Source organism: Streptomyces sp. NPDC007929 (assembly GCF_042959065.1).
Classification (GTDB): domain Bacteria; phylum Actinomycetota; class Actinomycetes; order Streptomycetales; family Streptomycetaceae; genus Streptomyces.
Genome location: NZ_JBIBKD010000004.1, coordinates 80,848 through 104,788 on the forward strand (window position 1 = coordinate 80,848; position 23,941 = coordinate 104,788).

Genomic DNA, 23,941 nt, shown 5'->3' on the forward strand with positions numbered 1-23,941 from the left:
TACGGGCGAGTGGGCAGCGCGGAACGGCTAGGGGTGATCAGGGGGTGTCGCCGCTCATCCGGCGCTGCAGCTCCCACAGGGTCCGGAAGAGACCTGGCTCCTGGGTGAGCTGGGCGTAGGTGCCCTCCTGGACGATCTGCCCTTCGTCCAGGACCACGATCCGGTCGGCGACGGCCACGTTGGTGAGCCGGTGCGTGATCAGCAGGATGGCGCGGTCCTTGGCCAGTTCGCGCAGGCCGGCGAAGATCCGGTGCTCCGCGCGGGCGTCGAGGGCGGCCGTGGGTTCATCCATCACCAGCAGCGCCGCCTGCCGGTGGAACGCTCGGGTGAGGACCAGGCGCTGCCACTGCCCGCCGGAGAGCTGCTGTCCGCCGAACCACTCGCTGGTCAACAGGGTGTTCAGGCCGGAGCGCAGGCCCGGCAGCATCTCCGCGGCGCCGGACGCCTCGCATGCGGCGAGCAGGGCGGCGTCGCTGGTGTCGCCCTGCCCGAACGTGATGTTGTCGCGCATCGTCAGCGGCAGGTACGTGAACTTCTGCGGCACCAGCGCGACGTGCTCCCACGACCCCCACGGGTCCAGGTCCGCGGTGGAGGTGTGGTCCCAGGCCACGTCGCCCTCGGTGGGCAGCAGCAGCCCGCACATTAGGCGCGAGAGGGTCGTCTTGCCGGAGCCGTTCTCCCCGACCAGCGCCACGATCTCCCCGCGCCGCACGTGCAGGGAGACGTTGCTCAGGCTGTCCTTGGGGGCGCCGTCGTAGCGGTAGGTGACGTCGCGGACCTCGAAACGCTCCGGGGCCGCGGTCACGGGCGCGGTGCCGCGGGAATCGGTCATGGCCTGGCCGTGGGCGTTGTCGAGGAAGTTCTGCCAGTCCTGCACGTACCAGCCGGTGCGCACCAGTCGTGCCCCACCGTTGATGATGCCGCGCACCGAGCCGGTGGCGGTCTGGAGGGCGAAGACGGCGCCGCCGCCGGCCGCCAGGCTCAACCGCCCGGAGGCCAGGAGCCACAGCAGCGCCGCCCACACCGCGGTCGAGGCGATCCCGCCGGCCACTGCTCCGGCCAGCCCCATCCAGGCACCGGTGTTCGCGGCCTTGCGTTCGGCCGCGTTGACCGAGTCGGCCAGCCGCCGGTACCGGCCGATCAGGAAGGGCCCGGCCAGGCAGGCGCGCATCTCCTCACTGGACTCCTGATAGGCCATGTGCCAGCGCAGCTTGCCCAGCATCCTGCGCCGCCCGGAGGTCTCCAGCCCGGCCAGGTAGATCACGCGTGCGGAGCGCACGTAGGCGGCGGCCTGCGGCAGGCACGCGAGGAAGAGCAGAGGCAGGAGCAGCGGATGCAGGACGGTCAGGACGGTGGCGCCGGCCGCGAGCGTGGCGGTCGCCGCGAGGACGTCCTGCGCTTCTTCGACGAGGTCGGGGGTGACCTGGGCGCCGCGGTCGGCGATGTCGTAGGCGTCGTTGTAGCCGGGCTTGTTGTTGGCGGCCAGTTCCGTGCCGAGCGCGGCCTCGATCATCGTCAGCTCCGCTGCCCGGCCGAGCACCGGGCGCAGACGGCCGGTCAGCCAGACGACGGTGATGCCCAGCAGGGCGCGCAGGCCGGTGGCGGTGGCGATCACGGCCAGCTGCGGGGCGGCGTCCCTCAGCCGCTCGGTGATGTCGCCCGAGGAGATCAGCGCGGTGATCGTGCCCGTGACGGCCAGGAGGCCGAGGGCCGCGAGGACGCCGGTTGCGATCTGGCACACCAGCAGGCCGATGGTCGCGGCGCGGTCCACGCGCCAGGCCATCTGCACCGAGCGCCGCACCAGCGAGGGCAGGCGCCGCGCCATGGTGCGGGAGGTCAGCAGGGAGCCGGCCTGGAGCCTCGACTCGTCGCGGTAGAGGTATTCCTCCTCTCGAACACCGGCCTCCTGCGGTTCGTCGTCCGGCGCGGCCCCCTTTGGCGGTTGCGGCGGCTGGTCCTGCGTAATGGCCGAGGTCATCGTTCCCCCTAGGACGGTCGCTGCGGCAGAGTCGTGAGGTCTAACGACACGGCTGCGATATCGAACACACGTCATTCGGTCGTGCTGGGGAGCCTGCTATTTCCTGCGTCAGGGAACCCCGCGGGCGCGGGATCCCTGGTCTGGCTTGGAGCGGCCGCGGGCAGGAAATGGCCGAAACGCCGACACCGCCAAACAGCGTGGGCAGCACGGCGGGCCCATCCCGGTCGCCCTCTCCTAACCGGGATCTGGTTCGGCCTGTAGCAGCCTTTCCAGCTCTGTCTCGGCGTGGCCGACCGCGCCCGTCAGAGCCTCATGGTGGTGGGCGGACAGGACGCCGGATCCCAGTCCGGCCGCGGCGATCACCGCGTTCAGCGCGTCTGTCGCCCGGTCGTCCAGGGCGGCCGCGGCGACGGGGTGGTGCAGTGCGTCTCGTGCGGCGTAGGCGTCGAGTCGGGCAACGCTGACGAGGGAGTCGAGTACGCGGGCGACATGGCGTCCGGTGCGGTCCAGTTCCAGGGCTGACAGGCCCGTCCGGGTCTGGAAGGCGGCGGTCGGCGGATCGGGATGGTCGAGGAGCTGGACGGCTGCATCAACGGTGCGGTCGAGGTCGGGTTCAGGGACGGGGGTGTCTTCGGGCCGGCAGTGGGCGTGCAGGAGGAGGGCGATGGCTCTCTCCCAAGGCTCCGTGGGCTGGGTGGTGTCGATCAGGTCGCGGGCCTGCTGGTCCAGGCCCTGCTCCATCAGGGCCATGATCTTGATCTGGCGGCCGTCGAGGAGCCGGTTGCCAATGCCGCGATGCCGGGCCATGGCGTCGGCCGCGTCGGTCCACCGCCCGATCTGGGCGAGGGCGCGGGCGCCGTCCACGAGCAGGGTGACGTACAGCTCCTGGCACACCGTGCGGTGGTCCTCGTCCGTGCCGGTCAGAGCAGACAGGTCGACGGTGCGGCCGTCGATGTCAGCCTTGTTCCGATGTCGGGCAGCGTCGTTGAGGCAGTACAACAAGCCGTAGGCGAGTTCGCCGTGGCCGGCGCGAGTCTGCAATCGGGAGAGATTGACGAGAGGCATCAGCGACATGACGGCGACCCGTCCGCTGAGGCGTCCGGCGTTGGTGAAGACCTGGTGCTGGCGCCAGCACAGATCCTCGGCCAGTTCGGGCAGGCCGACGTCGGAGGCGATGAGCGCGGCGTAGTTGAGGACCCCGCAGGCGCGGGCCACCAGGTCATGGTGGCTCGCACCTGCGGGCGCGACGGTCAGCCCGGTGAGGTGGTTGATGCGCTCCTCCAAGGGGAGCGCGGGCGCCTTGGTGCGGCGGACCAGGGGGATGCGGCTGGCTATCGCGGGAATCATCGGCTCAGCCCTTGCGCGCCCAGTCGACGACCAGTCGGCTGTAGGGCTTGTCGACGACGAAGCGGGCGTCGTCCGCCGTCAGCCGGTCACGCGAGTCCGCGACGGCCATCCGGAAGCCTGGCTCGGGGGCGTCGTTGCCGCCGGTCGCGTCCCAGGCGCGGATCTCGCTCACGACGCGCTCGGCGAGGTCGGCGCCGCCCTCGCCGTGGCCGATCACGCCGACCTCCCAGTACCGGCCCTTGTCGTCCTCGCCCTCGCGGATGGTCAGGTACGCGAGCGACCCGGCGTCGAGGGCGGCCATGGAGCCCCACCCGAAGTGCGGGGTGAATCCGGGGCGCTGGCCCGGCAGGCGGGAGAGGCCGTTGGGCAGCACGCAGGCCAGGTACAGGTACAGCCACTCCCACGCCGAGCCCTGCCGGAACTTCACCCCGGTGTAGAGCTTGGTCTGCTGCTGGTCGAGAACGGAGCGCAGCGCCTCGCGGTCGACGTCCTGCTCGCTGAACGTCTCCAGGCGCACGTTGCCCTCGCCGGCCATCGGCACGAGGGTGTACACGTCGTCGCAGACGCCCTTGCGCAGGGGGATGAAGGTGGCCATCTCGCAGGAGACGGTCTTCCACGTGTCGCCGTCGCGTTCGAAGGCGAAGGAGCGGGAAATGCTGCCGCGGATGCGCATCGGCAGGACCAGGCGCCCGCCGGGGGCGAGCTGGTCGAGGATCTTCACGGGGACGTCGCCGGCGCCGACGGTGAAGATGATCCGGTCGTAGGGGGCGTGCTCGGGCAGCCCGGCCGCGCCGTCGGCCATCACCGCAGTGGCGTTGTCGACGCCTGCCTCGGCGAGGTGCTGGCTCGCGCCGGCGACGAGGTCCTGGTCGACGTCGAGGGTCCACACCTGCCCGCCGGGGGAGACGATTTTGCCGAGGAGGGCGGCGTTGTAGCCGGTGGCGGCTCCGGCTTCCAGGACCTTGTGGCCGGGCTGGGCGCCGAGCTGTTCGAGCTGGGTGGCGACGATGGACGGCGCGGAGATGCAGGAGATCATCTCCCCGTGCTCGTCGTGCTTGATCGGGACCGCGTCCTCTTTGTACGCGCTCTCCAGGTCGACGCCGGGCAGGAAGGCGTGCCGGTCGGTGGTGCGGAAGGCGTCGATGGCCGCCTTGCTGCGCAGGTGGCCGCTGTCGACGAGCCGCTGGGCGAGGGATTCGCGCAGCTGGTTGGGGTCGGTGACGGGTGTCATGGTGATCTCCATTCGAGGGAGGCTAGGGTCCGCCGGGGCGGACTTGCGGGTGGACACGTCAGCTCCTTCTCCGGTGGAGAAGGCGACGTGACGGCCGAGCCACGCGGTGGCGGCCTGCGCTTCGGCAGGCACGCCTGCGCGGTTGAACGCGAAGATCGCGTGATGGGCGATGACGCCCCGGATTCCGCGTATCAGTCGGCCGTCAGCGGCGAGCCGGCGCAGGCGGCGGCCGGCGTCCTCAAACGCGGCGACGCGCTCGACCCAGCCCGCTTCCGCGTCTGGGCGCAGGGAAGCGTCCGCGTTCATCAGCCGCCGCATCGCGGAGACGGCTCTCTCCAGCGCGGGCCCCTGGGGCGGGGTGACGGGGGGCCGCAGGGCAGCCCACCGGGCCCATGCATCTCCGGCTTCGAACGGGTCCAGTCCCGCCTCGCGGATCATGGCGGACAGCAGCATCACGCTGCGCTCACGGGCGCCGGGGGTGCCAGTCTCGGCGAGCGCGGCCGGGCTGTCGGCGCAGAACACGTCGTGCGCGACCTCCATGCCCTCGGGGCCGCCGAAGGCATGGATCTCCGGCTCGTAGATCCCGCCCGTCCAGCCGGTGATCACGCGGGCGGCGACGAGCTGGTCCAGCAGGCCGGTGGCGGGCTGTTCGGTGCGCAGACGCACGCCGGCGTCCTTGCGCAGGAAGTGGAAGCGGCGCCCGGACAGCGCGGTCGCCAGGGCCCGGGCGGCGTCCGCGTGCTGGTCGGGGAAGGCCACGGAGGCGTGCCACCAGGACGTGTCCGGGGGGATCGGCAGGTTCTCGTCGTCGAAGGTCATGGGCAGAAAACTCCTTGCGAGGCGGCGGGGAGAGGATCAGGTGAGCAGGAGGACGCGGGTCCAGCCGGTGGTGTCGGTGGCGTTCAGGGCGAGTTGGGCTCCGGCGCGGCCTTCCATGAATCCGGGTTTGGGCAGGCGCTCCCAGTCGGCGGCCAGCCGTCGGTGCAGGTCCTGGACGATCGGGGTGAAGCGTGCGGGTGCGGGGCTGCCGGCGGCGACCGCGCGGGTGAGGGTCAGCAGGCCGGCCCAGCCGTGGCAGAGGGTCGAGTCGGTGATGCGGGCGAGCCGCAGCGGGTCGGTCAGGATGGTCTCGACGATGTCCTCGGCCGCTTGGCGCCGGGCCGTGTCGCCGAGGGCGAGCGCGGCGAGCTGCTGGGCGCGGGCGATGCCGGGCTGGCCGTAGCACCAGGACTGGCGGGCCGGTTCCGCTGCGGGCGGCTGGTCGGCCTCCAGGTGTGCTGCGGTGGACCAGTAGTGGGCGCCGTGCCGGTCGAGCCAGGTGGCGAATGTGCCGACGGCCTCCTCCTGCCCGGGGACGCTGACTCCGGCGCGCAGGGCGAGGGAGAGCACGGCCAGTGGCCCCGCGATGCCGTGGGCCATGCCGTTGTTGCCGTGGCCGCCGGCCATCGTCTTCCCGTCGGGGCCGACCGGCGACCACCACCCGGGCAGGATCCGGCCTTCACCATGGGCGGGGTGGGCGAGCGCGACGAGGCAGGCGAGCAGGTCGGGCAGCCGGGGCGCGATCGGGCGGCGGGACAGCAGCAGTGCGGCGAGTCCGGTCAGGCCGCGGATGAGGTCCCATTCGGCGAGGTGGGGCAGCGCGCCGGCCGCCTGACGGCGGCGGGCGGCGGCGAGCCGGGCGTCCACGACGCGGTCGACGGCCGCGCGGACGTCGTCGCCGGACCCGTGGGCGCGGGCGAGGACGAACTCCAGGGCGGGTGCGCCGTGGAAGAGGCTGGCGTTGCTGCCGGTGCTCACCCCTCGGACGGTGGCCTGGGCGAGGTGGCGGCGGGCGGTGGCCAGGTCACGGCGCTCGATGTCGAGAAGGGCCATCCCCAGGGCGCCTTCGGACAGGTCCTGCGTACGGGGCACGGTCGTCGTGGTCATGAGCGCCTGGCCAGGGGGACGACGATGCTGTGGGCCCGGCCGCCGATCCACCCGTCGGCGTCCGGCGGGGGCGCGTCGTGCAGGGTGGCGATGCCGAAGGGGCTGGCGTCCAGGTGCGCTCGCAGGAGGTCCAGGTCGACGTCGCGGGTGAGGTCGAGGGGCAGCTGCTGGTCGTCCTCGGCGAGCAGGACCCGCTCCGGCACCCGGAACCGGGCACGCCAGGCGTGGAGTTGGTCTGCCCACTGCTGGAGTGGTGCGGTGCGGGCGGGCAGCGTGCGGCTGCGGATTTTCCACCGGGCGGCGGTGAGGATGGTGCGTCGGTAGGTGAGGGCCGGGGTGAAGGGCAGGGTCCAGGCGGCGCCCCAGTCGAACCAGGTCACCTGCGGGGATGCGGCCCGGCTGATCTCGCCGAGGAAGCGGGCCATCGGCGGGGTGTAGTTGTTCCACAGGAAGTTGATGGCGGTGGGGGCCAGCAGCTCCAGCGGCTTGCCCGTCGCGCACTCCACCAGCTGGGGGCGGCCGTCGGCGACGGTGACCGACAGGTCGCGGGGGAAGAGGACGTGCGGGGCGGGGCGGCGGAATTCGCCGACGCTGACGACGCGGGGCAGGGCCTGGGGCGCGCGGGTGAGCAGGTCGGCCGGCACACGTCCTGCGTGGAAGGACAGCTGTGCCAGCTCCGCCTCCGCATTGATGGTGGGCAAGTGTGCGTACGTTGCCTCGGTGCCGGGGAAGAGGTGCCAGAACCGTCCGGTCATCGAACCGGCCGAGCGGGAGACGGTCAGGACCCGCAGCCGGAAGTCCCCCCGGTTGAGGGCCTGGACGGAGGAGGCGTGCACTTGAGCGGCCAGTTCGAGATGGGGCGCCGGATGGTGTGGCTTCTCGCCGGCTGCCGCTTCCAGCTCCTCGATCATCGCGCCCGTCAGGGCCACCGCGCGCCTGCCCTCGGCGGCGGCGGTGCCGGCCAGCTCCAGCAGCAGGCGGTCGCGCCGGGACATCGGCCGGGGCGGTTCGCTCACGGTGACGAACCCTTCCGGAAAGCCCAAGCCCCGGTCGGAGTCCGTGGCCACCTCCACCGGAACGGGGACGTTCTCGCCGTAGCGCTCGGTGAACTGCTCGATCCACCGACGCCAGGTCGGTGTCCCGTTCGGATGAGTGGCCAGGCGGGCCAGCACGGTCGCTGTCGTCCCTGCCTCGGTCAGCACTTGTTCGGGCAGCCGCACGTCGGCATCCAGCCGCAGGTCGCATGCTGGCCGCAGCCGGTCTGCCTGGGCGCGGACCGCGTGCGGTAGGGCGTCTGAGGGGTCGACGGCGGTGGCTGGTGCGCGCAGCGAGGAGCGCAGCAGCCGTACCCGCAGCAGTTCGCCCAGGAGCCGGTGGCGCGCTGCGTCGCTCACAGCCGGGTACTCCGCGGCGAGTTTGTCGGCCAGCTGGCGATATTCGATCGGGGAGCGGGCCAGGTTGAGCACGAGGCGCAGCGCAGGGTTCAGGGCGAGGCGGAACTCGGCGTCGCCCTCGGACGGCACGTGGATGTGCTCGTTACGCTGCCGGGCCAGCGTGTTGACGCAGACCGCCGTGTCGGCCATGCGAGTGCTGTCGCTCTCCCAGGCGCTGAGCATCTCGTCGAGACCGGCCGGATCGGGGCGCACGACGGCCTGGTGGTCTTCTCCGAAGCGCACAGATGTCGACTGGTCGAAGCCGAGCAGGGCGACGCCGGCGAACAGGCCGTAGGGGGTGGAGCGGTGTGCGTACCGGATCGCGTAGCGGGCCGTGGCCAGAGCAGCACGGCGAACCCGGCGCGGCTTCGGCGTGCGGCCGTCGATGATGGCCTGCACCTGTCCGGCGAGGTCGGGGCTGGCGTCGGTCACCGTCTGCCGAAAGGCATCGTCGGACCAGACGCTGCTCAGCCACGCGCGCCACGGTTCCACCGGTGCCGTGGATGCCGGCCAGGGTGGCATGGCGGGCTCGGTGAGGTGCACCGCGGCGCGCAGCATCGCCTGCCCCGCGCCCTGGTACAGGCTGGGACGTACCCGTGTCATCACCGCTCTCCCTTCTTCCTTCGTGACGGGGCGGGATGCGGGCCGGACGGGAAGCCCCGCCCGGCCCGCGCAGCCGGATCGGACCGGCTTACGAGGTGGTGCAGGCGCTGGGGCAGGAGCTGCCGCAGGTGTCGCCCGTGCTGCACATCAGGACCGTCTCGGTCGCCGGCGTGCCCTCGATGAAGGTGATGTCGAGCCCGAAGGGGTCGGTCTCGTCGGTGGTTGCGAGGTCCGGCTGCGCGGGGGCGGTCGGCCTCTCCGTCTGCACGGCGGTCATGCTTGCCTCCTAGTGGCGATGGGTGGTGCGGGATCCCGGGCCCGGTCGGGACCCGGAACTTGGTGCCAGACGGTGGCGGGCGACGGTGTCGCCTGCTCCAGGGCGTCTGGGAGTCGGTGTGAGCCGTGTCGTCAGGCTGCTGAGGGCTGCGCCCGCGAGTGGGTCTTCGCAGCCCTGTCCAGGACCTCGGTGAAGTGCTCGGCGCGCTCGTCACCCTCGGCCTCCTGGGCGCGGAGGTCTCCGAAACGGGCCCAGTACCGCCTGCAGACGTCGCTGTTCATGAGCATCGAGGCGTAGAAGGGCAGTTGTCCGTGGCGAACGAAGCCCAGCCGGTCACGCAGGCTGAGGGTGCAGATCTGCTGGTTGGCATGGAGCAGCTGCATGTACTCCTCGACGTCGATGTCCTCGGGCGTCCAGAGCTTGGCGAGGTCCGGGTTGGTGGACATCTGCGTCAGCCAGTCGAGCTGGTTCCGCGCGACGGCCACTTCGTTTCGCTCGGCCTGGTGCCGCGCGTCCTGCCTGAGCCGGGCGGCTCCGACCACGGCGGTGGTGAGGGAGACGGCGGCGCCGACAGCGAGGACGGCGGTAGTGAGCTTCATACTTCAACGGTCCTTTCAGGTAAGGGGGTCTGTGGAGCCTGTGGGGCCCGCTGCGTCATGCGGCCCCCGCGAGCACGACGGTCGGGGAGTCGTCGGCATGGCGATCCGGGGCGTACCGGCGCCGCACCTTCTCCAGGGCGACGGCGATCGGCGGCAGCCCGACGGCGGCCCTTCGCTGGTCCAGGGACTCCGGTGCGCGCAGCGGGCACAGCTCAACCCCTGTTGCGTTGAGGGCCAGTTGGGTCCCGAACTCTTGTGGTCGCCCGCTGTTGACCAGGGCACGGTCGTGAAGGTGGGCCCAGTGCTGGATGCGTGCGTCGTCGTCCTGGACTGCGCGCTTCAGAAGGGTGGTGGCCGCCCGTTGGAAGTCGGGCTCGCCGTCGGCGTGAAGAGCGATGCTCCAGGCGGCACGTGCCGCCTCGGGGCCGACGAGGCGGTGGCCGGGCCAGTCGTGTTCGGCCAGGATGCGGCGCAGCACTTTGGTGTCGGCGTGGTCGGCGTGACGGTCCTGGCCGAGTTGGACGGCGTCGAGGTGGTTGCGCACGCGCTGGGCCCGGCGCGCTGCCGACTGTGCGGCTCGGACGAGGAGTTCGCGGGCGAGGTCCGGCCGTAGCGGTTCGGCGGTCCTCACGCGATGCCCCGCTGGTCTGCGGCGGAACGCGGCTCGTGGACCCGGCAGCCGATGAGCGCGCTCAGCCCAGGCCGGCGCTCTGCGGTGAGTTCGAGGCGAGCGACTCGCTCATCGTGCTGCCCGGTGCCGGATCCTCGCAGGTCCCAGCCCATGTCGGTGAGCCGATGAAGGAATGTGGCGATCGGATCAACGTCGAGAGGATGGCGGGCCAAGACCTCGGCCCGCACGAGCGGTACGCCGAGCCGGGCGGCGAAGTCGGAGACCCACAGAGTGATCAGCCGGACGGTGTCGTCGGAGCGGTCGGGCAGGGTGTGGACGCAGCCCAGGAAGAGGCACGGGCCCTCGCCCCATCGGAGGTGGGGCCCGCGCTGCGGGATCATGCAGGCCAGCAGCAGCCCGTCCTCGAACAGTCCGGCCGGCTTGGCCTGCGGGTCGCGGAACAGAGCCGGGATGTCGGCTCGGGCGGGTACAGGCAGGCCGCGCATAGTGAGCCAGCGTTGACGGTCCTGGACGAGTGCGGCGGCCTCGTCTCGTTCGGCGTCGGTGCACAGTGTCCGCATCTCGTACACGGCCGGTAACGCTGTCGCGCGCCGGTGCGGGGAGGCGGGGAATGGCTTGGTGGCCACAGAAACGGGTGACGCGTTCACTGGCTCGCTCCGCTCTCCGTCGTGGCGGCTGGCCTGGTGCCCAGTAGGCCCCACGCGTGGGCAAGGACGACGAGCTGGGTGGTGTTGGCCGCCCCGGTCTTGTCGAGCAGTTCGTCGTGTGCCGCTCGGACATCGGCGGGGGCGATCTTGGCGGCGACGGCGATGTCGTGGGGATTGCTGTGCTCAGCGACGGCCTGCAGCAGCAGTTGCTGCTCCGGGCTGAGCTTGGGCGTTGGCCTGTCCGTTGTGGGTGGGGCGACCTGCTGGGCATCGAACAGGCGGTGCACGATCACCGGGGGCTTGCAGCGGGGCGGGCAGTGGAGGCTCTCCCGGATGTCGCGGACGTACTGGCGGACGGTAACGGCCGACAGCCCGGTTCTCGTGGCGATTTCTCGGGGGGTGAGGTCGTCAGCGAGGTGCTGGGCGACGCGCTGCAGGGTCGGCGTCAGGGGTGTGATCGGTGCGCTGGTCGTCACGGGCGGGGTCACGGGTGTCTCTTTCTCGGCTGAGTGGACGGTCACCGGAAGGGGTGCCGCCGGCCCCCGCGGGGGACGGGGGCCGGCGACATGGGCCCGTGCGCGGCGGTCTGGATTCACGGGATGCCGCGCACGGGGGCTCATGCGGCGGTGGGGTCGGGTCGTGCCCAGGACGCTTCAGCGGCGAGGCGTTCGGACCACTGGATGTGGTCCTCGTCGAAGGCGGCGTCGGCCAGGCGTATGCGCTGGACTTCGCCGGTTCCGGCCGGTGGATAGGTGTGCTGGATGTCGCGCCACAGGCGCTGGAGGACGTAGTCGCGGTCGAGGGCGTGGGCGCCGTGCAGTTCCATGGCGTCCTGGGTGGACTGCATGGCCCATTGGTGGCCGAGATACTTGGCGTTGATCAGGTCGGCGTCGCAGGGCAGGCCCTGGTCGAGGAGGTGCACGGACTGGTAGGCCAGGATTCGTCCGGCGCGCAGGCGGGCCTCCATGTCACCGATGCGGTCCCGCAGGACCGGCAGATCGGACAGGGCGCCCCGGTAGCGGGCGCGCGCCTTGAGGCGGGCAGTCGTGGTGGCCACGACCGCCTCGTGGATCCCGAGGCTGACCGCGGCCAGGTTGGGACGGCCGTACAGGATGCTGCTGCTCTGGGCCACGCTCAGCCCCTGGCCGATCTCTCCGACCACGTTGTCCTCGGGGACGCGGACGTGGTCGAGGTCGAGGCGGCCGGCGGAGAAGCCGTGCAGGCCGAGGCCGGGACGGTGGTCGGAGACCGATAGCCCGGGTCGGTCGGATTCGACCATGAACGCGGTCAGCGCCTGGGAAGTACGTACGCCCGCCTCGGCGGTTCGGGCGACGACGAGGTGGGCTCCCGCGAGATGGCTGTTGCCGATGTGGACCTTACTGCCGGTGATCACCCATTGATTGCCGGCGCGTTCGGCGGTGGTTTCGATGCCGCCGATGTGTCCGCCGGCCCGCGGTTCGGTCACGGCGATCGACAAAAGAAGTGAACCGTCCGCCACCCGCGGCAGCCAGCGGCCCTTCTGCTCATAAGTGGCGAAGTGCAACAACCCGCCGACGGGGATGAGGGTGGCCTGCAGAATGGCCGCGGCAGCCGCCGACAGGCAGGCGACGCGGTGGACCAAGACCGTCTTTGCCACATGGCCGGCGCCAAGACCGCCGAAGGCGGCCGGGACGGTGACGGCGAACCAGCCCCGTGCGGCCATCAGGTTGGCGACCTTGCGCTCCACCCTGCCCGGAGCGGCCTCCATACGTGCGGCGCGCGGCGCGATGTGCTCTTCCGCGAAGGCGTCCGCCTCGTCCCACAGCAGCTCGTGGCGGGCGGTGAGGTAGGGACGCAGCGCCGGTGGTGGCGTGGTGGGTGTGGCGGGCATGGTCGTCTCCCTCTCCCTGGGTGAAGGTCGCACAGTGGAGCTGCCGGGGATCGCCTGCGGCTCCCGGGTGGGGGTGGTGGAACGGCCTAGCGGACGGGCGCGTGGGCGATGTGGTCCATCACCTGGGCGCCGGCGTTGATGACGATGTCTCTCAGCCGTCGGGCCTCGCTCAGGGGCCGCTTCTCGGGGTCGATGACGCACACCGTGCCCAGCACGGTGCCGCTGCCGTGGATGAGCGGTGCGCCGAAGTAGGAGCGGATCCCGACCGCGTCGACCACGTGGTTGCCGCTGAAGCGCGGGCTGGCGTGCACGTCGTGCAGCGGGAGGGCCTTCTTGCGGGCCATGACCTCCGGGCACCAGCCGTGGTCGCGGCTCATGGTGCGGCCGACGATGACGTACCCGCTGTCCGCGGGCGGCTGGTGCAGCCCGACGAAGGTCTGCTCCTCCAGGAAGAGATTGACGAACCCGTACAGGAATCCGGCCTGCGTGGCCATGTCGCGTGCCAGCTCGTCGAAGTCCTGGCTGGCAGCGGTGGGCACGCCCAGGCGCTCGAGCAGCTCATACCGCCGCGCCAGTTCGGTCGTCTGCTGGTCCTGCGGGCCGGTGACGGCAACGTCGGCCGAGACGGACGGCCCAAGGGCGATGTCTCGCATGTTGCGTCGCGGCAGTGACCGGGTTGCTGGGGCGGTCTGCGGTACGAGGTAGGGGTCGTTGGGCTGATATGACATCAGGCGTCCTGGAGGGTGGTAGTGGCTGCTGGGCGAGCGGGGCCTGCTGATGCGTTCTTCACGGCGTGGCCGACGAGGGTCAGCAAAACGCCGGCGACGTGGTTCGGGTCGCGGGCATCGCAGGTGACCACCGGCGCAGAGGTGGGGAGTTCGAGGGCGGTGCGGACCTGTTCGGGGTGGTAGCGGTGTGCTCCGTCGAACTGGTTGATGGCGACGACGAAGGGCAGGCCGATGTCTTCGAAGAAGCTGACGGGGGTGAAGCTGCTTTCCAGGCGGCGGGTGTCGACCAGGACGACCGCGCCGCGGGAGAGTTCGTACCAGAGGTCGACGAACCGGTCCTGGCCGGGCGTGCCGAACAGGAACAGTTCCAGGGGCACAGGCGCGTCCGGCAGGCTGAGGCGGCCGAAGTCAAAGGCGACCGTGGTGGTCTGCTTGGCCTCGACGCCTTCCAGGCTGTCCACGTCCGCGCTCGCCTCGGTCAGGTACTCCTCCGTGCTCAGCGGCGTGATCTCGCTGACGGCACCAACGGCGGTGGTCTTGCCCGCGCCGAAGCCCCCGGCAATCACGATCTTCAGCACAGTCGGTGCACCGGCCTGCGGGCGCGACGGACTCCGCAGCGCCACGGTCGAGTCATCCGGCCTGGGGGTAGGCGATGGCATCGGGCCACTTCCTCTTCAGGCCCACAGAGAGGGCCGCCAATAGGTGGGTGGTGGGACGCTCATCCGCGTCTGCGTCGGAGGCGGCATAGGCATCGGCGACGGAGACGACCAGGGCGTCGGCGTCCAAGAGGTCCGAGACGAGGATCTTGACGGCGGTGACGGGGCGGCCGAGTCGGCCCGCCAGCTCGGTCACCGAACGCCGGCGCTCTCGGCACAGGGTGAGGATGTCTTCGCATTCCTCGGCCTGGCCCGGGCCGGGTCGCCCCGGCCCGGCGTCCAGCACGGTTTCCAGGCCCAGCAGGTGCCGCGGCTTGGTGCGCCCGCGCGTCAGCGTGTAGGTCCGCACGAACGTCGACTCCTCGGCCGAGCGGCCGTGTGCGGTCACCGGACCTCAGCACCCGTGCCGACGCGGACGGGGATCTGCATGTAAGGAGCGAACTTCTGGACGAGGCGCCCCATCTCGAACCCGACGGTGCCCGCGTCGGCGTCCGTGGTGGCGATGACGGCGAGGATCGTGTCCACCTCACCGCGTTCGTTGCCTGGATGGCCCTCGAACGCTGCGCTGCACCCGGCGCTCTGGACAAAGAACAGGCAGTCGTCTCGCTCGATGATGACTTGCCTGGCCGGCCTCTTCTTGTGGCTGGGGCCGGTGATGTTCGTCGCGAGGGAGGCCACTCCGCTGAGCGCGGCCGACACTTCGTCCGCCCAGTCCTTGTCGACGTCGCTGTCCAGCAGCCGCAGTCCGTCGCGCGACAGCAGGACGGCGTGCGTGACGCCCGGAGTCTCGGAGGCGAAGTGACGCAGCAGCCAGGCCATGTTGTCCCGTTGACCGCTTGCTGTCGTCTCGGATGCGGGCGCGTCGCTGGTCACGTTGTCAGTCGCGGGGTGGGTGCTCATAGGGATCGCTCCAGAAGGGGGAAGGGCCAGCGGATGTAACAGGCCGCCGGGAACGTGGAGGGAAGGGCGAGAATCAGGGCCTGGGTTGCTCTGCCGAAGCGGGCGGAGAACCAGCTGTCCCGCCGGCCTGGATGCCGTTGCGGAAGGCGGCTGCGAGCCCTGGCGTCGCCGCGGTCACGGGGGCTTGCTCCCGCTCGCGTGGTGGACGGAACGAGCCAGCCTGACGCGTACGCGTGGGAAGGGCGGGCGCATCAGCCGAGTGACCTGCCTCTCCGGCTCTCGGCGCCCCTGCGGTGCCCGGGCGTGGTACCTGGCCCGCCGGGATGGCTGGAGCCGTGGCACTCTGCCGGGGCGGCGGCGCGGAGGGGTGGGGTCTCCTGGGGAGCGCGCCCGAGTCCTCGAGCGAGGGAATCGCGACGAGGAGCCGTGCCGGAATGACGACCAGGGCGGTGGTGCCTCCCGTCACGTTCTCCTGGAGGAGAACGGAGAGCCCGTGCGACTGGGCGATTTTCGCGGCGACCAGCAAGCCGAGCTGTCCCGCTCGTACCTGACCGCTGACGTCCACCTCGTCAGGGGCCTTGAGCAGGTGGTTCATCTGCGCGCGTGTCTGCGGATGCATAGGGATGGCCCGGTCCTCGACCTCGATCGCCAGCCCGTTAGAAACCCGCTGCGCTCGCACGGTCACCTTCGTTGCCGGATCGGAGCACTCGCAGGCGTTCTCGATCAGCTCGGCCAGAAGGTGGGTCAGGTCCGGACCCACATGTCCCGGAAGGCCCAACTCAGCGCCCACGGAACCAGCCGCGACGGCCACACGCGGATACTGCACAACTTCGGAGACTGCGCCGCGCAGCGCCGTCGCGACGGGGACGGGCCGACGCACGCTGCGCAGGGACTGCCCGCCCAGCACCGCCGTGCTCTCGACCTGGCGACGCATCCGCGTCACGAGGTGATCGATCTCGAAGATCTTCGAAAGCAGCTCCGGGTCGTCGGTCAGCATCTCCAACTGGCTCAGTGCCTGGAGCGCCTTGCCGACCAGGGCGTGCTCGCGCATCGCCAGACGGCGCAGCACTTCCAGGAGAACGACGGACTGGGACTCGTCGTGCACACGTATCAGCGACGCGATGGCCTGCGCCTGGAGGGAACTCAACGCCTTGTTGATCTCGACGGTCGGACTGGCCGACGGTGGCGTCTGCATGTCCGGCAGCGCGGGGCGTCCCCCGCGGCACAGCTCGTCCGCCGACCACTGCACCGACTTCTCGACGGCCGCCCCTGCCTCGGCGACCGCTGTCAGCGCCGCTGCCTGGGCCTCCTCCACAGCTGCCTGCACGACCCCTGCGGCCGTGCGCACTCCGCGAGCCGCCACCAGCGCGACCCCGGCCAGCCCACAGACAAGGCCGGTCAGGAGCCAGCCGGGACCTACCGCAGACATCGACCAGAGGGCGAAGGCGGCACCCAACAGCGCGGCCAGAAGCACCACGGGCAAGGCCACGGCGCGGCGGACACGGTGCAGCGTGATCGTGTCGATCCGTGGAGGTCTGCGGTGGCCGGGAGCGGCCGGCCGTGCCGGGAAGGCGCTGTCAGGCATGGGAATCCTCGTCAGGGGGTGGGGTTGCTAGGCGTGCTGCGGCGTCAGGCTTGTGCAGGTCTGGAGCGTGTTGCGTGAGGTCGAGCGAGGCGCCGGAACCTCGACCGTGCCTCGGTGGCAGGAAGACTGCGTCGCCAGCTGATGAAGGAGCCGGGCACTTTGGATCAGGCCCATGTGGCTGAACGCCTGCGGGAAATTACCGACCTGGCGCTGCTGGACGGGGTCGTACTCCTCGGCCAGGAGCCCGAGGTCGCTGCGCAGCGCGAGAAGGTGTTCGAACAGGGCGTGGGCCTCGCCGAGGCGGCCGGTCAGGGCGAGCGCATCGACGAGCCAGAAGTTGCAAAGGAGGAAGGTGCCCTCATCGCCGGCCATGCCGTCCACTCCGGTGCGCTTGCCGCGGGTCGGGTACCGGTACACGAGCCCGTCCGGTGTGGAGAGTTCACGACGTACCGCATCCACGGTGCCGATGACGCGCGGGTCGTTCGGCGGCAGGAAGCCGACGCGGGGGATGAGCAGCGTGGCGGCGTCCAGTTCCTGGGAGCCGTAGGACTGGGTGAAGGTGTTGCGCGCCGGGTCGAAGCCCTTGGTGCAGACCTCGTCGTGGATCGTGGCCCGCAGCTCGACCAAGGGGGTCAGGTCCACGTCGAGGGCACCGACTTCGGCCAGGCGGATGGTGCGGTCGACCGCGACCCAGGCCATCACCTTGGAGTGGACGAAGTGCCGGCGTGCCCCGCGGATCTCCCAGATTCCCTCGTCGGGCTCCTGCCAGCGCTGCGCCAGGTGCTCGACGAGGCGCTGGTGCAGGACCGCAGTGTCGGCGCAGTGGGCGACACCGCTCTGGTGCGCGAGGTACAGGGTCTCGATCACCTCGCCATACACGTCGAGCTGAAGCTGGTCCGCCGCCCCGTTTCCGACCCGTACTGGGGTTGAGCCCTCGTACCCGGGAAGCCAGGCCAGCTCCCGCTCCCGCAGATCGCGCTCCCCGGTGATCCCGTACATGATCTGCAAGTTCTCCGGATCACCGGCCACCGCACGCAACAGCCATCGCCGCCATGCTTGCGCCTCCTGCCGGTACCCGGTCCCCAGCAGCGCGGCCAGGGTCGTGGAGGCGTCGCGCAGCCAGGTGAAGCGGTAGTCCCAGTTCCGTCCTCCGCCGATCTCCTCAGGCAGCGATGTGGTCGGCGCCGCGACGATCCCGCCGCTCGGCCCATAGGTCATAGCCTTCAGCGCGATCAAGGAACGAACCACTGGCTCGCGGAAGGGGCCGTCGTAGGTGCATTCCTGCGCCCACTCCCGCCAGAAGGCGAGTGTCTCGGTGAGCGCGACCTCCGGGTCGGGAACGTCAGGCGCGGCTGCATGGGATGGGCACCAACTGAGCACGAAAGCCACGCTCTGCCCGGCGGCGACGGCGAAGGCACTGACGATGGCGCCATCCTTTTCCACCTGCTGGACGCAGGTGTCGAGCCACAGAGCGTCCGCGCCGGCCTCCGCGACCATGCGGCCCCCGACCTCGTGGATCCACGGGCTGACGCTGCCGTATCCCGGCCGCGGACGCATGGCCGAGATCATCGGCACTTCGCCGGTGAGACCCTCTACGATTCGGATCACCTGAGGTGCCCCGTCGCGTGGCGGCATGAAATCCAGGACGCGGACCGAACCGGTCGGGATCCGCCACACCGATTCGAGGACGAGTGAGTCACCGCAGTACCGGCGTTTGGCTTCCGCTTCGGAGCCGGACCGGCCAGGAGGCGGCGAGGCCGGAGCGATCTGCCAGGTGCCGTGTTTCTGCGTCCCGAGCAGGCCGGCGAAAACGGCCGGCGAGTCGAAGCGGGGCAGGCACAGCCAGTCGATCGAACCGTCGTCGCAGACGTGGGCACTGGTCTGCATGTCGCCGATCAGGCCGTACTGCTCGATACGCGGAAGACGTTCCATCGCTTGTGAATCTCCATTGACCCCGCAGGCCGGGGGGTATCGGGGGCCGCTACGGCGGCCGGGAACACTGAAAAGGAGGGGCACCTGTGGTCACCGGGGTGAGGTCGGGTCGTTCAGGGTCGGCGGGGAGTCCTCGTCGGCCGCGACAGGACTGGCTGCGCGCTCGCCGCGGAGGACCAGCCAGGCCATCGGCCCGAGAGTCAGCCCGATGACGACGACCCCGGTTACTGTCACGGCCGTGGCACCGAAGCGGCCCAAACCAAACAGGCGAGGGCGACTGCGAAAACCGCCCCGCGCAGCATGTTGATCCGGGGCTTCCACGAACGCCGCCTGCGCTCCGGGCGCAGCGACCCGGGATCACCGCGCTCCACATGCGTGACGAGTTCCTGCGTCGCTTCGGCGAGTTCGACCAGGTACACCCGGCTGGGCATGTAGCCCTCGGGGACGCTCTCTGAGCAGAGCCGCTGCGCGCGCAGCAGGACGGGGGTGCCCGAAGCGGTTCGTGCTCCCAACTGGGCAACGTGACCGCGCAGACGGCGAACGAGGTCCTCCACATCAGCAGCGCTCTCGGGTAGCGGTGAATCCTCGCCCAGCACGAGCGTCACCGTCTCCGACGCGGCCACCACGTGATCACGCTGCGGCGCCCGCGTCACGGTGACGGACCCTCGCTCTCCGCTCCCGCCCACACTCTGGATGTCTCCTCCGCGAGGGACCAGCGAAAGGCGCATGACACAACTCCTGTTCGGATCAAGCCAAAGTGAGCCGAAATCGCCGGTTGGCACCGACGGCTGGCGTGCGAAGTGAGTGATCTGGCAGCTACGTTGAGCGAACCGTGAATCCCGTCTGAGGGGTATGCCTGTGCGGACCGGAAGGCCGCCAAAGGCGCCAAAGATCATTTCGGACCCGAGGGGCAGTCCATGGCCCGTGAACGAAACGTCGCCCTCGCCGCACTTCTGCGCGAAGCAGGCTGGTCCCAGCCACAAGCAGCCGCTGCCGTTGCTCGAGTGGCCGCGGAGAGCGGAGTGCGTGAGCTGGAGGCGATCTCCCGCTCGCACATCTCCATGTGGGTGCTCGGCACGAAGCCGAGTGGCAGAGCGCCGCATATCCTGCGCGAGACGCTGTCCCGCAGACTCGGCCGCCACCTCACCCTGGCCGACCTCGGGCTGGAAGAAGAGCCAACAGGCACGACCGACACCGGATCCGACTGGAGCGTCGACCCTCTGACCGCACTGGCCGAGCTGGGAAGCGACGATCTCGACATGCACCGACGCAAGCTGCTGTCCACCGCCGCCTACTCTGCGGCCGGCCTCGCCCTGCCCACAGCCTCGTGGTGGGCAGCCGCCCCCGCCGCAGCGGCGAAGCGCCGACCGGCATCCCCGCGCCCGGTGACCCAGACAGACATCGACGACGTCCGCGACCTCACGGTCTACTACTCCGCGCGCGACCAGCAGCGAGGCGGCGCTTCCGGCCGCAAGGCCCTCGCCAGCCACCTGCTCGACGGTGCGGTACCGCTGCTTGGCGGCCGATTCCGTACAGATCAGCTCCGCCGCGACACGTACTCCGCCGTGGCGGAGATGACTTACCTCGCCGGTTGGATGGCCTTCGACGCCAGTGAACACCGCACTGCCCAGCGCTACCTCACCATTGCCGCCCGCATCGCGGCGGAAGCTGGAGACGGACCGCTCGGTGGTCATGTCCTGCGCGCCCTCGCCCACCAGGCCGTGGACCTCGGGCATCCACGCCGGGCGCTCGCCCTGGCCGACGCCTCGATGTCCCGCGACCGCTACGGCCAAGCCAGCCATCGTGAAAAGGCACTTCTGGCGATCGTCCACGCTCGCGCACTCGCGGCCGATGGCGACCGGGCCGGCTCTCTCGCGGCCATCAGCCGCGCGGAGCGGGACCTCGCCCGCGCCGACACCAACGAGGCGCCGGCGCGCGTCGGCTTTTTTCAGGAAGCCTCCCTCGCCCACGAGACGGCCTGCGCTCTGCGTGATATGGGCCAGCCTCGGGATGCGGAGATCCACTTCAAGCGCAGCGTGGCCACGCGCCAACGCCAGCAGTTCGCCCGTACCCACGGCGTGACGCTCGGTTACCTCGGCGCCGTCCAAGTCCAGCAGGGACGCCTTGACGAGGCATGCGCAACCTGGAACGAAGCACTCGATGCGATGGCCGGTATCCAGTCCGGGCGAGCCCGCGACGTCATCGTCCGCATGCAGAGCGACATCTCGCCCGTCCGGCGGCGCGGTGGTGGCCACGTCGCCGAACTGGACCGTCGCGCGCGAGGCTTGTTGCGCGCCATAGGCTGACCACAGAACGGTTTCGCGGCGCTGACCGGAGGCCGCCGCGCACGCTACGCCCAGGGAGAGGAACGAGCGCTGATGCCGACCTACGAGGTCAAGTCGATCGCCACGGTCGTCGGCGGCCACACTCGCGTACAGGACGACTACCAAGGCGGGGTCGAATCGATCATCCGGCTCGACGACGCGTATCCCCTTGAAACGCTGCAAGGAATCGAGGAGTTCTCCCACCTGACCGTGACCTGGCGCTTCCATCTGGCCCGACCCGAAGACGTCCAGCTCCACGCACGCAGTCCAAGGGGAAACCAGAACTGGCCGGCGACCGGTACGTTCGTCCACCGCAACCACCGGCGCCCCAACCAACTGGCGGTCAGTTACCCGCGGTTGCTCAAGGTCGAAGGCAGGGACCTCCTGGTCGCCGATCTCGACGCCGTCGACGGGACGCCCGTGATCGACCTGGCACCGTACTTCGAACAGATGGGGCCTCAGGGCCCGATCCGTCAGCCCGCATGGCCTGGCGAGATGCTTGAACCGAACTACTGGGCGAAGGCAAGCGAACGGCCCTCCGAGCGTCCCCTGTAGGGGAAGTGACTGAGCTGCCCGACTCGTCAACCGCATGGCCGGGAACCATTTGGAAGTCTGGCTCAACCCTCAGCCCTCGCGTACCGGAACTCACACCACGTCTCCTTGCCGCTGCTCTCCCACGCGTCTGAGATCGCATCGACAAGCCGGATCCCGCGACCGGATTCACCGTCGGGTCCGGCTTCCTTGAGTACAGCTGGGGCCGGATTGTGATCGGTGACCGAGACACGCACCACGTCGACGGCCACCGTGATCCGGAGCACGACTTCTCCCTCACCGTGAATCACGGCGTTGGTGGCCAGCTCCGAGACGGCCAGTACGACGACCCCCGCCACCGGGTCCGAAACACGGCACCGCCGCAGGAACGCCCCGGCTGTCTGCCGCATCTCCCCAACTTTCGCGAGATCAGGGAGAAAGGCCGCCTGACAGCCATGGGGTGCCGCCGGTATGCCTGCCCTCGCCGATGTGCTGTGCCGGTTTTCGTGAACCGACCTCGCGCATGGCACGCCTGCCACGTCGGCAAAGCTACGGATGCCCCCGCCGGGCGGGGTCTCCTCTTGGAGCCTGGTCATGGGGGCTATCGCACCGCGTGGCGACGCCGTCGACCAGGGGAATCCAGAGGGGGAAATATCTGTCAAGGGGGAAAGTCGGAGGGGGAATTGAGGCCATGATTGGATTCCGCCCACCAACAGAGGTCACACTCATGCCAGATCCGTTCTCCGACCTGCTCCTCCGGCTCCGGCAGGAGGCGGGCAGGACGCAGGAGGAGCAGGCAGACGCGATCAACGCTGTCTCCGGCCGGGACACCATGACCCGCCGAGAGATCAGCCGCTATGAGAACTTCGAGAACGTCCCTACCAATCACACAATCGCCCACATCGCGGCGGCCTGCGGTGTGCCCTTCGAGGAGCTTCAGCGGGAGGCCAAGGCTGCCCGCGCTCGGAAGAGAAAGGGGCATGCCAGTGCAGAGGAGGACCAGGACGCCGTGAAGCGTCGCACGCTGCTGGGTGGCGCCGCTGTCGGCGTGAGCGCGGCTGCCGAGCCCTGGGGGCGCCTCGCCTTCGCCCTCAGTAAGGGGTCCAAGATCGATTCGCCCTCCGCCGTCGCGCTCATCGACCGGGCCGCTGAACTACACGTACAGGAACTCAATCTCAGCGCCCGGCGGCTACAAAGGACGGTCGAGTCGCATCTTGACGCGATCACCGCGGCTCTGCCTCGTGCTGGCGAGCACGAGCGGGCTCTCACTATCGCCGCTGGAGAAACCGCCGCCCTGGCGGGTTGGGTCGCCTGGGACCTGGGTGAGCACGACAAAGCCGACGCCTACTACAAGGTCACGTCGCAGTGCGCGACGACCGCCGGGCACCCTCCGCTCCGAGCCCTGGCCCTGACCTACAGCAGCTACGGCGCCTCGACGCCGAAGGCGAAGTTGGAGTTCCTTTCCCAGGCGGCCAGCGATGTGCGAGGCCACGGCAACGCTACTGCTGCCGCCTGGGTCCTCGGCAGGCACGCGGAGGAGGCTGCGGCGGCCGGCGACGAGATGGGGGCGCTCCGGGCGTTGGAGCGAGCGCGCTTCGCTTACGACTTCGCGGATCACACCAACGAGCAGGCGTGGGTCCGGTTCGTGACCCCGTACCGCATGGATTCGCTGGCCCTCTCTGTATACGGGCAGTTGGGGCGTCCCGAACTCACCGCTACAGCAGACACCGCAGTCGACCGACTCGGAGACGAACTACCTGACGGAGGCGTCGTGGTCCTCGGTGATCTCGCGTCGGCCCTGCTGCGTGGAGGTGACGTCGACCAAGGGGTCTACGTGTCACGCCAGTTCGCCGCAGCGGCACAGGCCAAACCCAACACGATGGGCAAGGAGCGCGCATCGACTATCGCAGCGTCGCTCCCGGACAGCGAGCAGGAACTCAGCCGCCATCTGCGGCAGTTCGCATCCTGAGTCCCTGCGCGGCACGCGGACAAGCCCAGGACGCGAACAGTCGTACGGCCTGTCCGTCGCTCCGCAGACCTATGCCGTCTCCGCGACTACCCAGGACAGGTACGCCTCCGAACCGCCGGTCACGGGCAATGTGATCCACTGGGGGACGTCGTACGGGTGTTTCTCGTGCATCCACGCCTCCAGTGCCGGGAGACGGTCCGTCGTAGTCATGTACGAGATCCGCCACTCCTGCGCCGTCTCAACCTTCCCCTTCCACCAGTAGAAGGCGGTGATCGGCGCATCGATGTGGACGCCCGCTGCCAGCTTGCTCTCGACAGCGCCCCAGGCCAGCGCCTTCGCCTGATCCTCGTTGTCGCTGGTCGTCTGCGCGATCACAATCTCGTTGGCCATGCAACTACCTCTCCAGCTCGGGTACCGCGACCCTACCCAGCCGTCCAGCGCGCACCGAAGTCGGTAGCTACCGGTGAAGGTGGGCGGGACTCAACCAGCGACCTGGACCACTGAGACAGGCAGCAGGCCATTCAAACGCTTGGCGACCTGAACGCGTGGACCGCATAGATGCGTGACCTCACTGGGGTGTTGTGTCGTCCGTTGGGCTTCGTACTGACCGCAAGGCAGGCCGGCGAGCCCCTGACTTCCGGGGGCGACAGCGCGTCGGCGGGTGCCTAGCGGAGAGCGAGCGGCGGCCCGGACGAGGTCGGCCGATAGGGCGAATTCTTTCTGTGTACTCAGGCTGACTCGGAATTTCGCCCATGGCAGACGAGAAAGGGGCTC

Annotated in this window: 24 protein-coding genes; 3 read left to right on the top strand and 21 right to left on the bottom strand. The window is 70.1% G+C overall.

What is annotated here, in order from left to right; genetic code table 11:
• Positions 1–37: 37 nt before the first annotated feature.
• The 19 genes from ACFZDE_RS14020 to ACFZDE_RS14110 all read right to left on the bottom strand — a co-directional run bounded on the left by ACFZDE_RS14020 (position 38) and on the right by ACFZDE_RS14110 (position 18,996).
• Entirely contained in the window at positions 38–1,978 is a 1,941-nt protein-coding gene (locus ACFZDE_RS14020) for an ATP-binding cassette domain-containing protein (RefSeq protein ID WP_391200012.1), read from the bottom strand.
• Positions 1,979–2,212: 234 nt separating this feature from the next.
• On the bottom strand, positions 2,213–3,325 hold the full coding sequence (locus ACFZDE_RS14025) for a hypothetical protein (protein ID WP_391200013.1): 1,113 nt from the start codon (positions 3,323–3,325) through the stop codon (positions 2,213–2,215).
• 4 nt (positions 3,326–3,329) lie between these two features.
• A complete protein-coding gene (gene fxlM, locus ACFZDE_RS14030) occupies positions 3,330–5,375 on the bottom strand; it encodes a methyltransferase, FxLD system (RefSeq protein WP_391200014.1) in 2,046 nt (681 codons plus the stop codon).
• A gap of 36 nt (positions 5,376–5,411) precedes the next feature.
• Positions 5,412–6,482, bottom strand: a complete 1,071-nt coding sequence (locus tag ACFZDE_RS14035) for a lanthionine synthetase LanC family protein (RefSeq protein WP_391200015.1) — start codon at positions 6,480–6,482, stop codon at positions 5,412–5,414.
• Entirely contained in the window at positions 6,479–8,518 is a 2,040-nt protein-coding gene (locus tag ACFZDE_RS14040) for a lantibiotic dehydratase (RefSeq protein ID WP_391200016.1), read from the bottom strand. Before ACFZDE_RS14040 ends, ACFZDE_RS14035 begins: the two co-directional genes overlap by 4 nt.
• 88 nt (positions 8,519–8,606) lie before the next feature.
• Positions 8,607–8,795, bottom strand: a complete 189-nt coding sequence (locus tag ACFZDE_RS14045; protein WP_175435679.1) for an FxLD family lanthipeptide — start codon at positions 8,793–8,795, stop codon at positions 8,607–8,609.
• Between the two features lie 131 nt (positions 8,796–8,926).
• The gene (locus ACFZDE_RS14050; RefSeq protein ID WP_391200017.1) at positions 8,927–9,394 is read right to left on the bottom strand and encodes a DUF6082 family protein; all 468 of its coding nucleotides are present in this window, start codon (positions 9,392–9,394) and stop codon (positions 8,927–8,929) included.
• Positions 9,395–9,449: 55 nt separating this feature from the next.
• The gene (locus ACFZDE_RS14055) at positions 9,450–10,025 is read right to left on the bottom strand and encodes a DUF6624 domain-containing protein (protein WP_391200018.1); all 576 of its coding nucleotides are present in this window, start codon (positions 10,023–10,025) and stop codon (positions 9,450–9,452) included.
• The gene (locus tag ACFZDE_RS14060; protein WP_388325772.1) at positions 10,022–10,594 is read right to left on the bottom strand and encodes a hypothetical protein; all 573 of its coding nucleotides are present in this window, start codon (positions 10,592–10,594) and stop codon (positions 10,022–10,024) included. Before ACFZDE_RS14060 ends, ACFZDE_RS14055 begins: the two co-directional genes overlap by 4 nt.
• Before the next feature lie 74 nt (positions 10,595–10,668).
• Positions 10,669–11,160, bottom strand: a complete 492-nt coding sequence (locus ACFZDE_RS14065) for a DNA-binding protein (RefSeq protein ID WP_388325775.1) — start codon at positions 11,158–11,160, stop codon at positions 10,669–10,671.
• A 128-nt stretch (positions 11,161–11,288) separates the two neighbouring features.
• The gene (locus ACFZDE_RS14070) at positions 11,289–12,542 is read right to left on the bottom strand and encodes an acyl-CoA dehydrogenase family protein (RefSeq protein WP_391200019.1); all 1,254 of its coding nucleotides are present in this window, start codon (positions 12,540–12,542) and stop codon (positions 11,289–11,291) included.
• An 86-nt stretch (positions 12,543–12,628) separates the two neighbouring features.
• Positions 12,629–13,270 carry a GAF domain-containing protein gene (locus tag ACFZDE_RS14075; RefSeq protein ID WP_142157619.1) on the bottom strand — a complete coding sequence of 214 codons (642 nt, stop codon included), beginning with the start codon at positions 13,268–13,270 and terminating at the stop codon, positions 12,629–12,631.
• Positions 13,270–13,848: an ATP/GTP-binding protein gene (locus ACFZDE_RS14080; protein ID WP_391200020.1), complete on the bottom strand. Its 579-nt coding sequence runs from the start codon at positions 13,846–13,848 to the stop codon at positions 13,270–13,272. Before ACFZDE_RS14080 ends, ACFZDE_RS14075 begins: the two co-directional genes overlap by 1 nt.
• A gap of 52 nt (positions 13,849–13,900) precedes the next feature.
• Positions 13,901–14,314 carry a DUF742 domain-containing protein gene (locus ACFZDE_RS14085; RefSeq protein ID WP_356043864.1) on the bottom strand — a complete coding sequence of 138 codons (414 nt, stop codon included), beginning with the start codon at positions 14,312–14,314 and terminating at the stop codon, positions 13,901–13,903.
• Positions 14,311–14,826 (bottom strand): roadblock/LC7 domain-containing protein, encoded by a 516-nt coding sequence (locus tag ACFZDE_RS14090; protein WP_391200021.1) that lies wholly within the window; start codon positions 14,824–14,826, stop codon positions 14,311–14,313. Before ACFZDE_RS14090 ends, ACFZDE_RS14085 begins: the two co-directional genes overlap by 4 nt.
• Before the next feature lie 73 nt (positions 14,827–14,899).
• Positions 14,900–16,411, bottom strand: coding sequence for an ATP-binding protein (locus ACFZDE_RS14095; protein WP_391200022.1), 1,512 nt, complete (start codon positions 16,409–16,411; stop codon positions 14,900–14,902).
• A gap of 27 nt (positions 16,412–16,438) precedes the next feature.
• A complete protein-coding gene (locus ACFZDE_RS14100; protein ID WP_388325922.1) occupies positions 16,439–18,343 on the bottom strand; it encodes a glycoside hydrolase family 15 protein in 1,905 nt (634 codons plus the stop codon).
• 90 nt (positions 18,344–18,433) lie between these two features.
• Positions 18,434–18,577: a hypothetical protein gene (locus ACFZDE_RS14105; protein WP_391200023.1), complete on the bottom strand. Its 144-nt coding sequence runs from the start codon at positions 18,575–18,577 to the stop codon at positions 18,434–18,436.
• Positions 18,574–18,996: a DUF6415 family natural product biosynthesis protein gene (locus tag ACFZDE_RS14110; protein WP_391200024.1), complete on the bottom strand. Its 423-nt coding sequence runs from the start codon at positions 18,994–18,996 to the stop codon at positions 18,574–18,576. Before ACFZDE_RS14110 ends, ACFZDE_RS14105 begins: the two co-directional genes overlap by 4 nt.
• Before the next feature lie 264 nt (positions 18,997–19,260).
• On the opposite strand from ACFZDE_RS14110, the gene ACFZDE_RS14115 reads away from it, so the two are divergent.
• Positions 19,261–20,649: a Tat pathway signal protein gene (locus ACFZDE_RS14115; RefSeq protein ID WP_391200025.1), complete on the top strand. Its 1,389-nt coding sequence runs from the start codon at positions 19,261–19,263 to the stop codon at positions 20,647–20,649.
• 72 nt (positions 20,650–20,721) lie between these two features.
• Positions 20,722–21,222: a TrmO family methyltransferase gene (locus ACFZDE_RS14120; RefSeq protein WP_391200026.1), complete on the top strand. Its 501-nt coding sequence runs from the start codon at positions 20,722–20,724 to the stop codon at positions 21,220–21,222.
• 62 nt (positions 21,223–21,284) lie between these two features.
• On the opposite strand, the gene ACFZDE_RS14125 is transcribed toward ACFZDE_RS14120, so the two are convergent.
• Positions 21,285–21,794: an ATP-binding protein gene (locus ACFZDE_RS14125; RefSeq protein WP_391200027.1), complete on the bottom strand. Its 510-nt coding sequence runs from the start codon at positions 21,792–21,794 to the stop codon at positions 21,285–21,287.
• Positions 21,795–21,925: 131 nt separating this feature from the next.
• On the opposite strand from ACFZDE_RS14125, the gene ACFZDE_RS14130 reads away from it, so the two are divergent.
• Positions 21,926–23,167, top strand: a complete 1,242-nt coding sequence (locus tag ACFZDE_RS14130) for a helix-turn-helix domain-containing protein (RefSeq protein ID WP_391200028.1) — start codon at positions 21,926–21,928, stop codon at positions 23,165–23,167.
• A 69-nt stretch (positions 23,168–23,236) separates the two neighbouring features.
• Here ACFZDE_RS14130 and cutA read toward each other — a convergent pair whose 3' ends face one another.
• On the bottom strand, positions 23,237–23,557 hold the full coding sequence (cutA, locus tag ACFZDE_RS14135) for a divalent-cation tolerance protein CutA (RefSeq protein WP_283971155.1): 321 nt from the start codon (positions 23,555–23,557) through the stop codon (positions 23,237–23,239).
• Positions 23,558–23,941: the final 384 nt, after the last annotated feature.

Excerpts from the sequence above, each read along its gene's own strand:
- ACFZDE_RS14020 (WP_391200012.1), bottom strand. The coding sequence starts at position 1,978 with ATGACCTCGGCCATTACGCAGGACCAGCCGCCGCAACCGCCAAAGGGG.
- ACFZDE_RS14025 (WP_391200013.1), bottom strand. The coding sequence starts at position 3,325 with ATGATTCCCGCGATAGCCAGCCGCATCCCCCTGGTCCGCCGCACCAAG.
- fxlM (WP_391200014.1), bottom strand. The coding sequence starts at position 5,375 with ATGACCTTCGACGACGAGAACCTGCCGATCCCCCCGGACACGTCCTGG.
- ACFZDE_RS14035 (WP_391200015.1), bottom strand. The coding sequence starts at position 6,482 with ATGACCACGACGACCGTGCCCCGTACGCAGGACCTGTCCGAAGGCGCC.
- ACFZDE_RS14040 (WP_391200016.1), bottom strand. The coding sequence starts at position 8,518 with ATGACACGGGTACGTCCCAGCCTGTACCAGGGCGCGGGGCAGGCGATG.
- ACFZDE_RS14045 (WP_175435679.1), bottom strand. The coding sequence starts at position 8,795 with ATGACCGCCGTGCAGACGGAGAGGCCGACCGCCCCCGCGCAGCCGGAC.
- ACFZDE_RS14050 (WP_391200017.1), bottom strand. The coding sequence starts at position 9,394 with ATGAAGCTCACTACCGCCGTCCTCGCTGTCGGCGCCGCCGTCTCCCTC.
- ACFZDE_RS14070 (WP_391200019.1), bottom strand. The coding sequence starts at position 12,542 with ATGCCCGCCACACCCACCACGCCACCACCGGCGCTGCGTCCCTACCTC.
- ACFZDE_RS14075 (WP_142157619.1), bottom strand. The coding sequence starts at position 13,270 with ATGTCATATCAGCCCAACGACCCCTACCTCGTACCGCAGACCGCCCCA.
- ACFZDE_RS14090 (WP_391200021.1), bottom strand. The coding sequence starts at position 14,826 with ATGAGCACCCACCCCGCGACTGACAACGTGACCAGCGACGCGCCCGCA.
- ACFZDE_RS14095 (WP_391200022.1), bottom strand. The coding sequence starts at position 16,411 with ATGCCTGACAGCGCCTTCCCGGCACGGCCGGCCGCTCCCGGCCACCGC.
- ACFZDE_RS14100 (WP_388325922.1), bottom strand. The coding sequence starts at position 18,343 with ATGGAACGTCTTCCGCGTATCGAGCAGTACGGCCTGATCGGCGACATG.
- ACFZDE_RS14115 (WP_391200025.1), top strand. The coding sequence starts at position 19,261 with ATGGCCCGTGAACGAAACGTCGCCCTCGCCGCACTTCTGCGCGAAGCA.
- ACFZDE_RS14120 (WP_391200026.1), top strand. The coding sequence starts at position 20,722 with ATGCCGACCTACGAGGTCAAGTCGATCGCCACGGTCGTCGGCGGCCAC.
- ACFZDE_RS14125 (WP_391200027.1), bottom strand. The coding sequence starts at position 21,794 with ATGACCAGGCTCCAAGAGGAGACCCCGCCCGGCGGGGGCATCCGTAGC.
- ACFZDE_RS14130 (WP_391200028.1), top strand. The coding sequence starts at position 21,926 with ATGCCAGATCCGTTCTCCGACCTGCTCCTCCGGCTCCGGCAGGAGGCG.
- cutA (WP_283971155.1), bottom strand. The coding sequence starts at position 23,557 with ATGGCCAACGAGATTGTGATCGCGCAGACGACCAGCGACAACGAGGAT.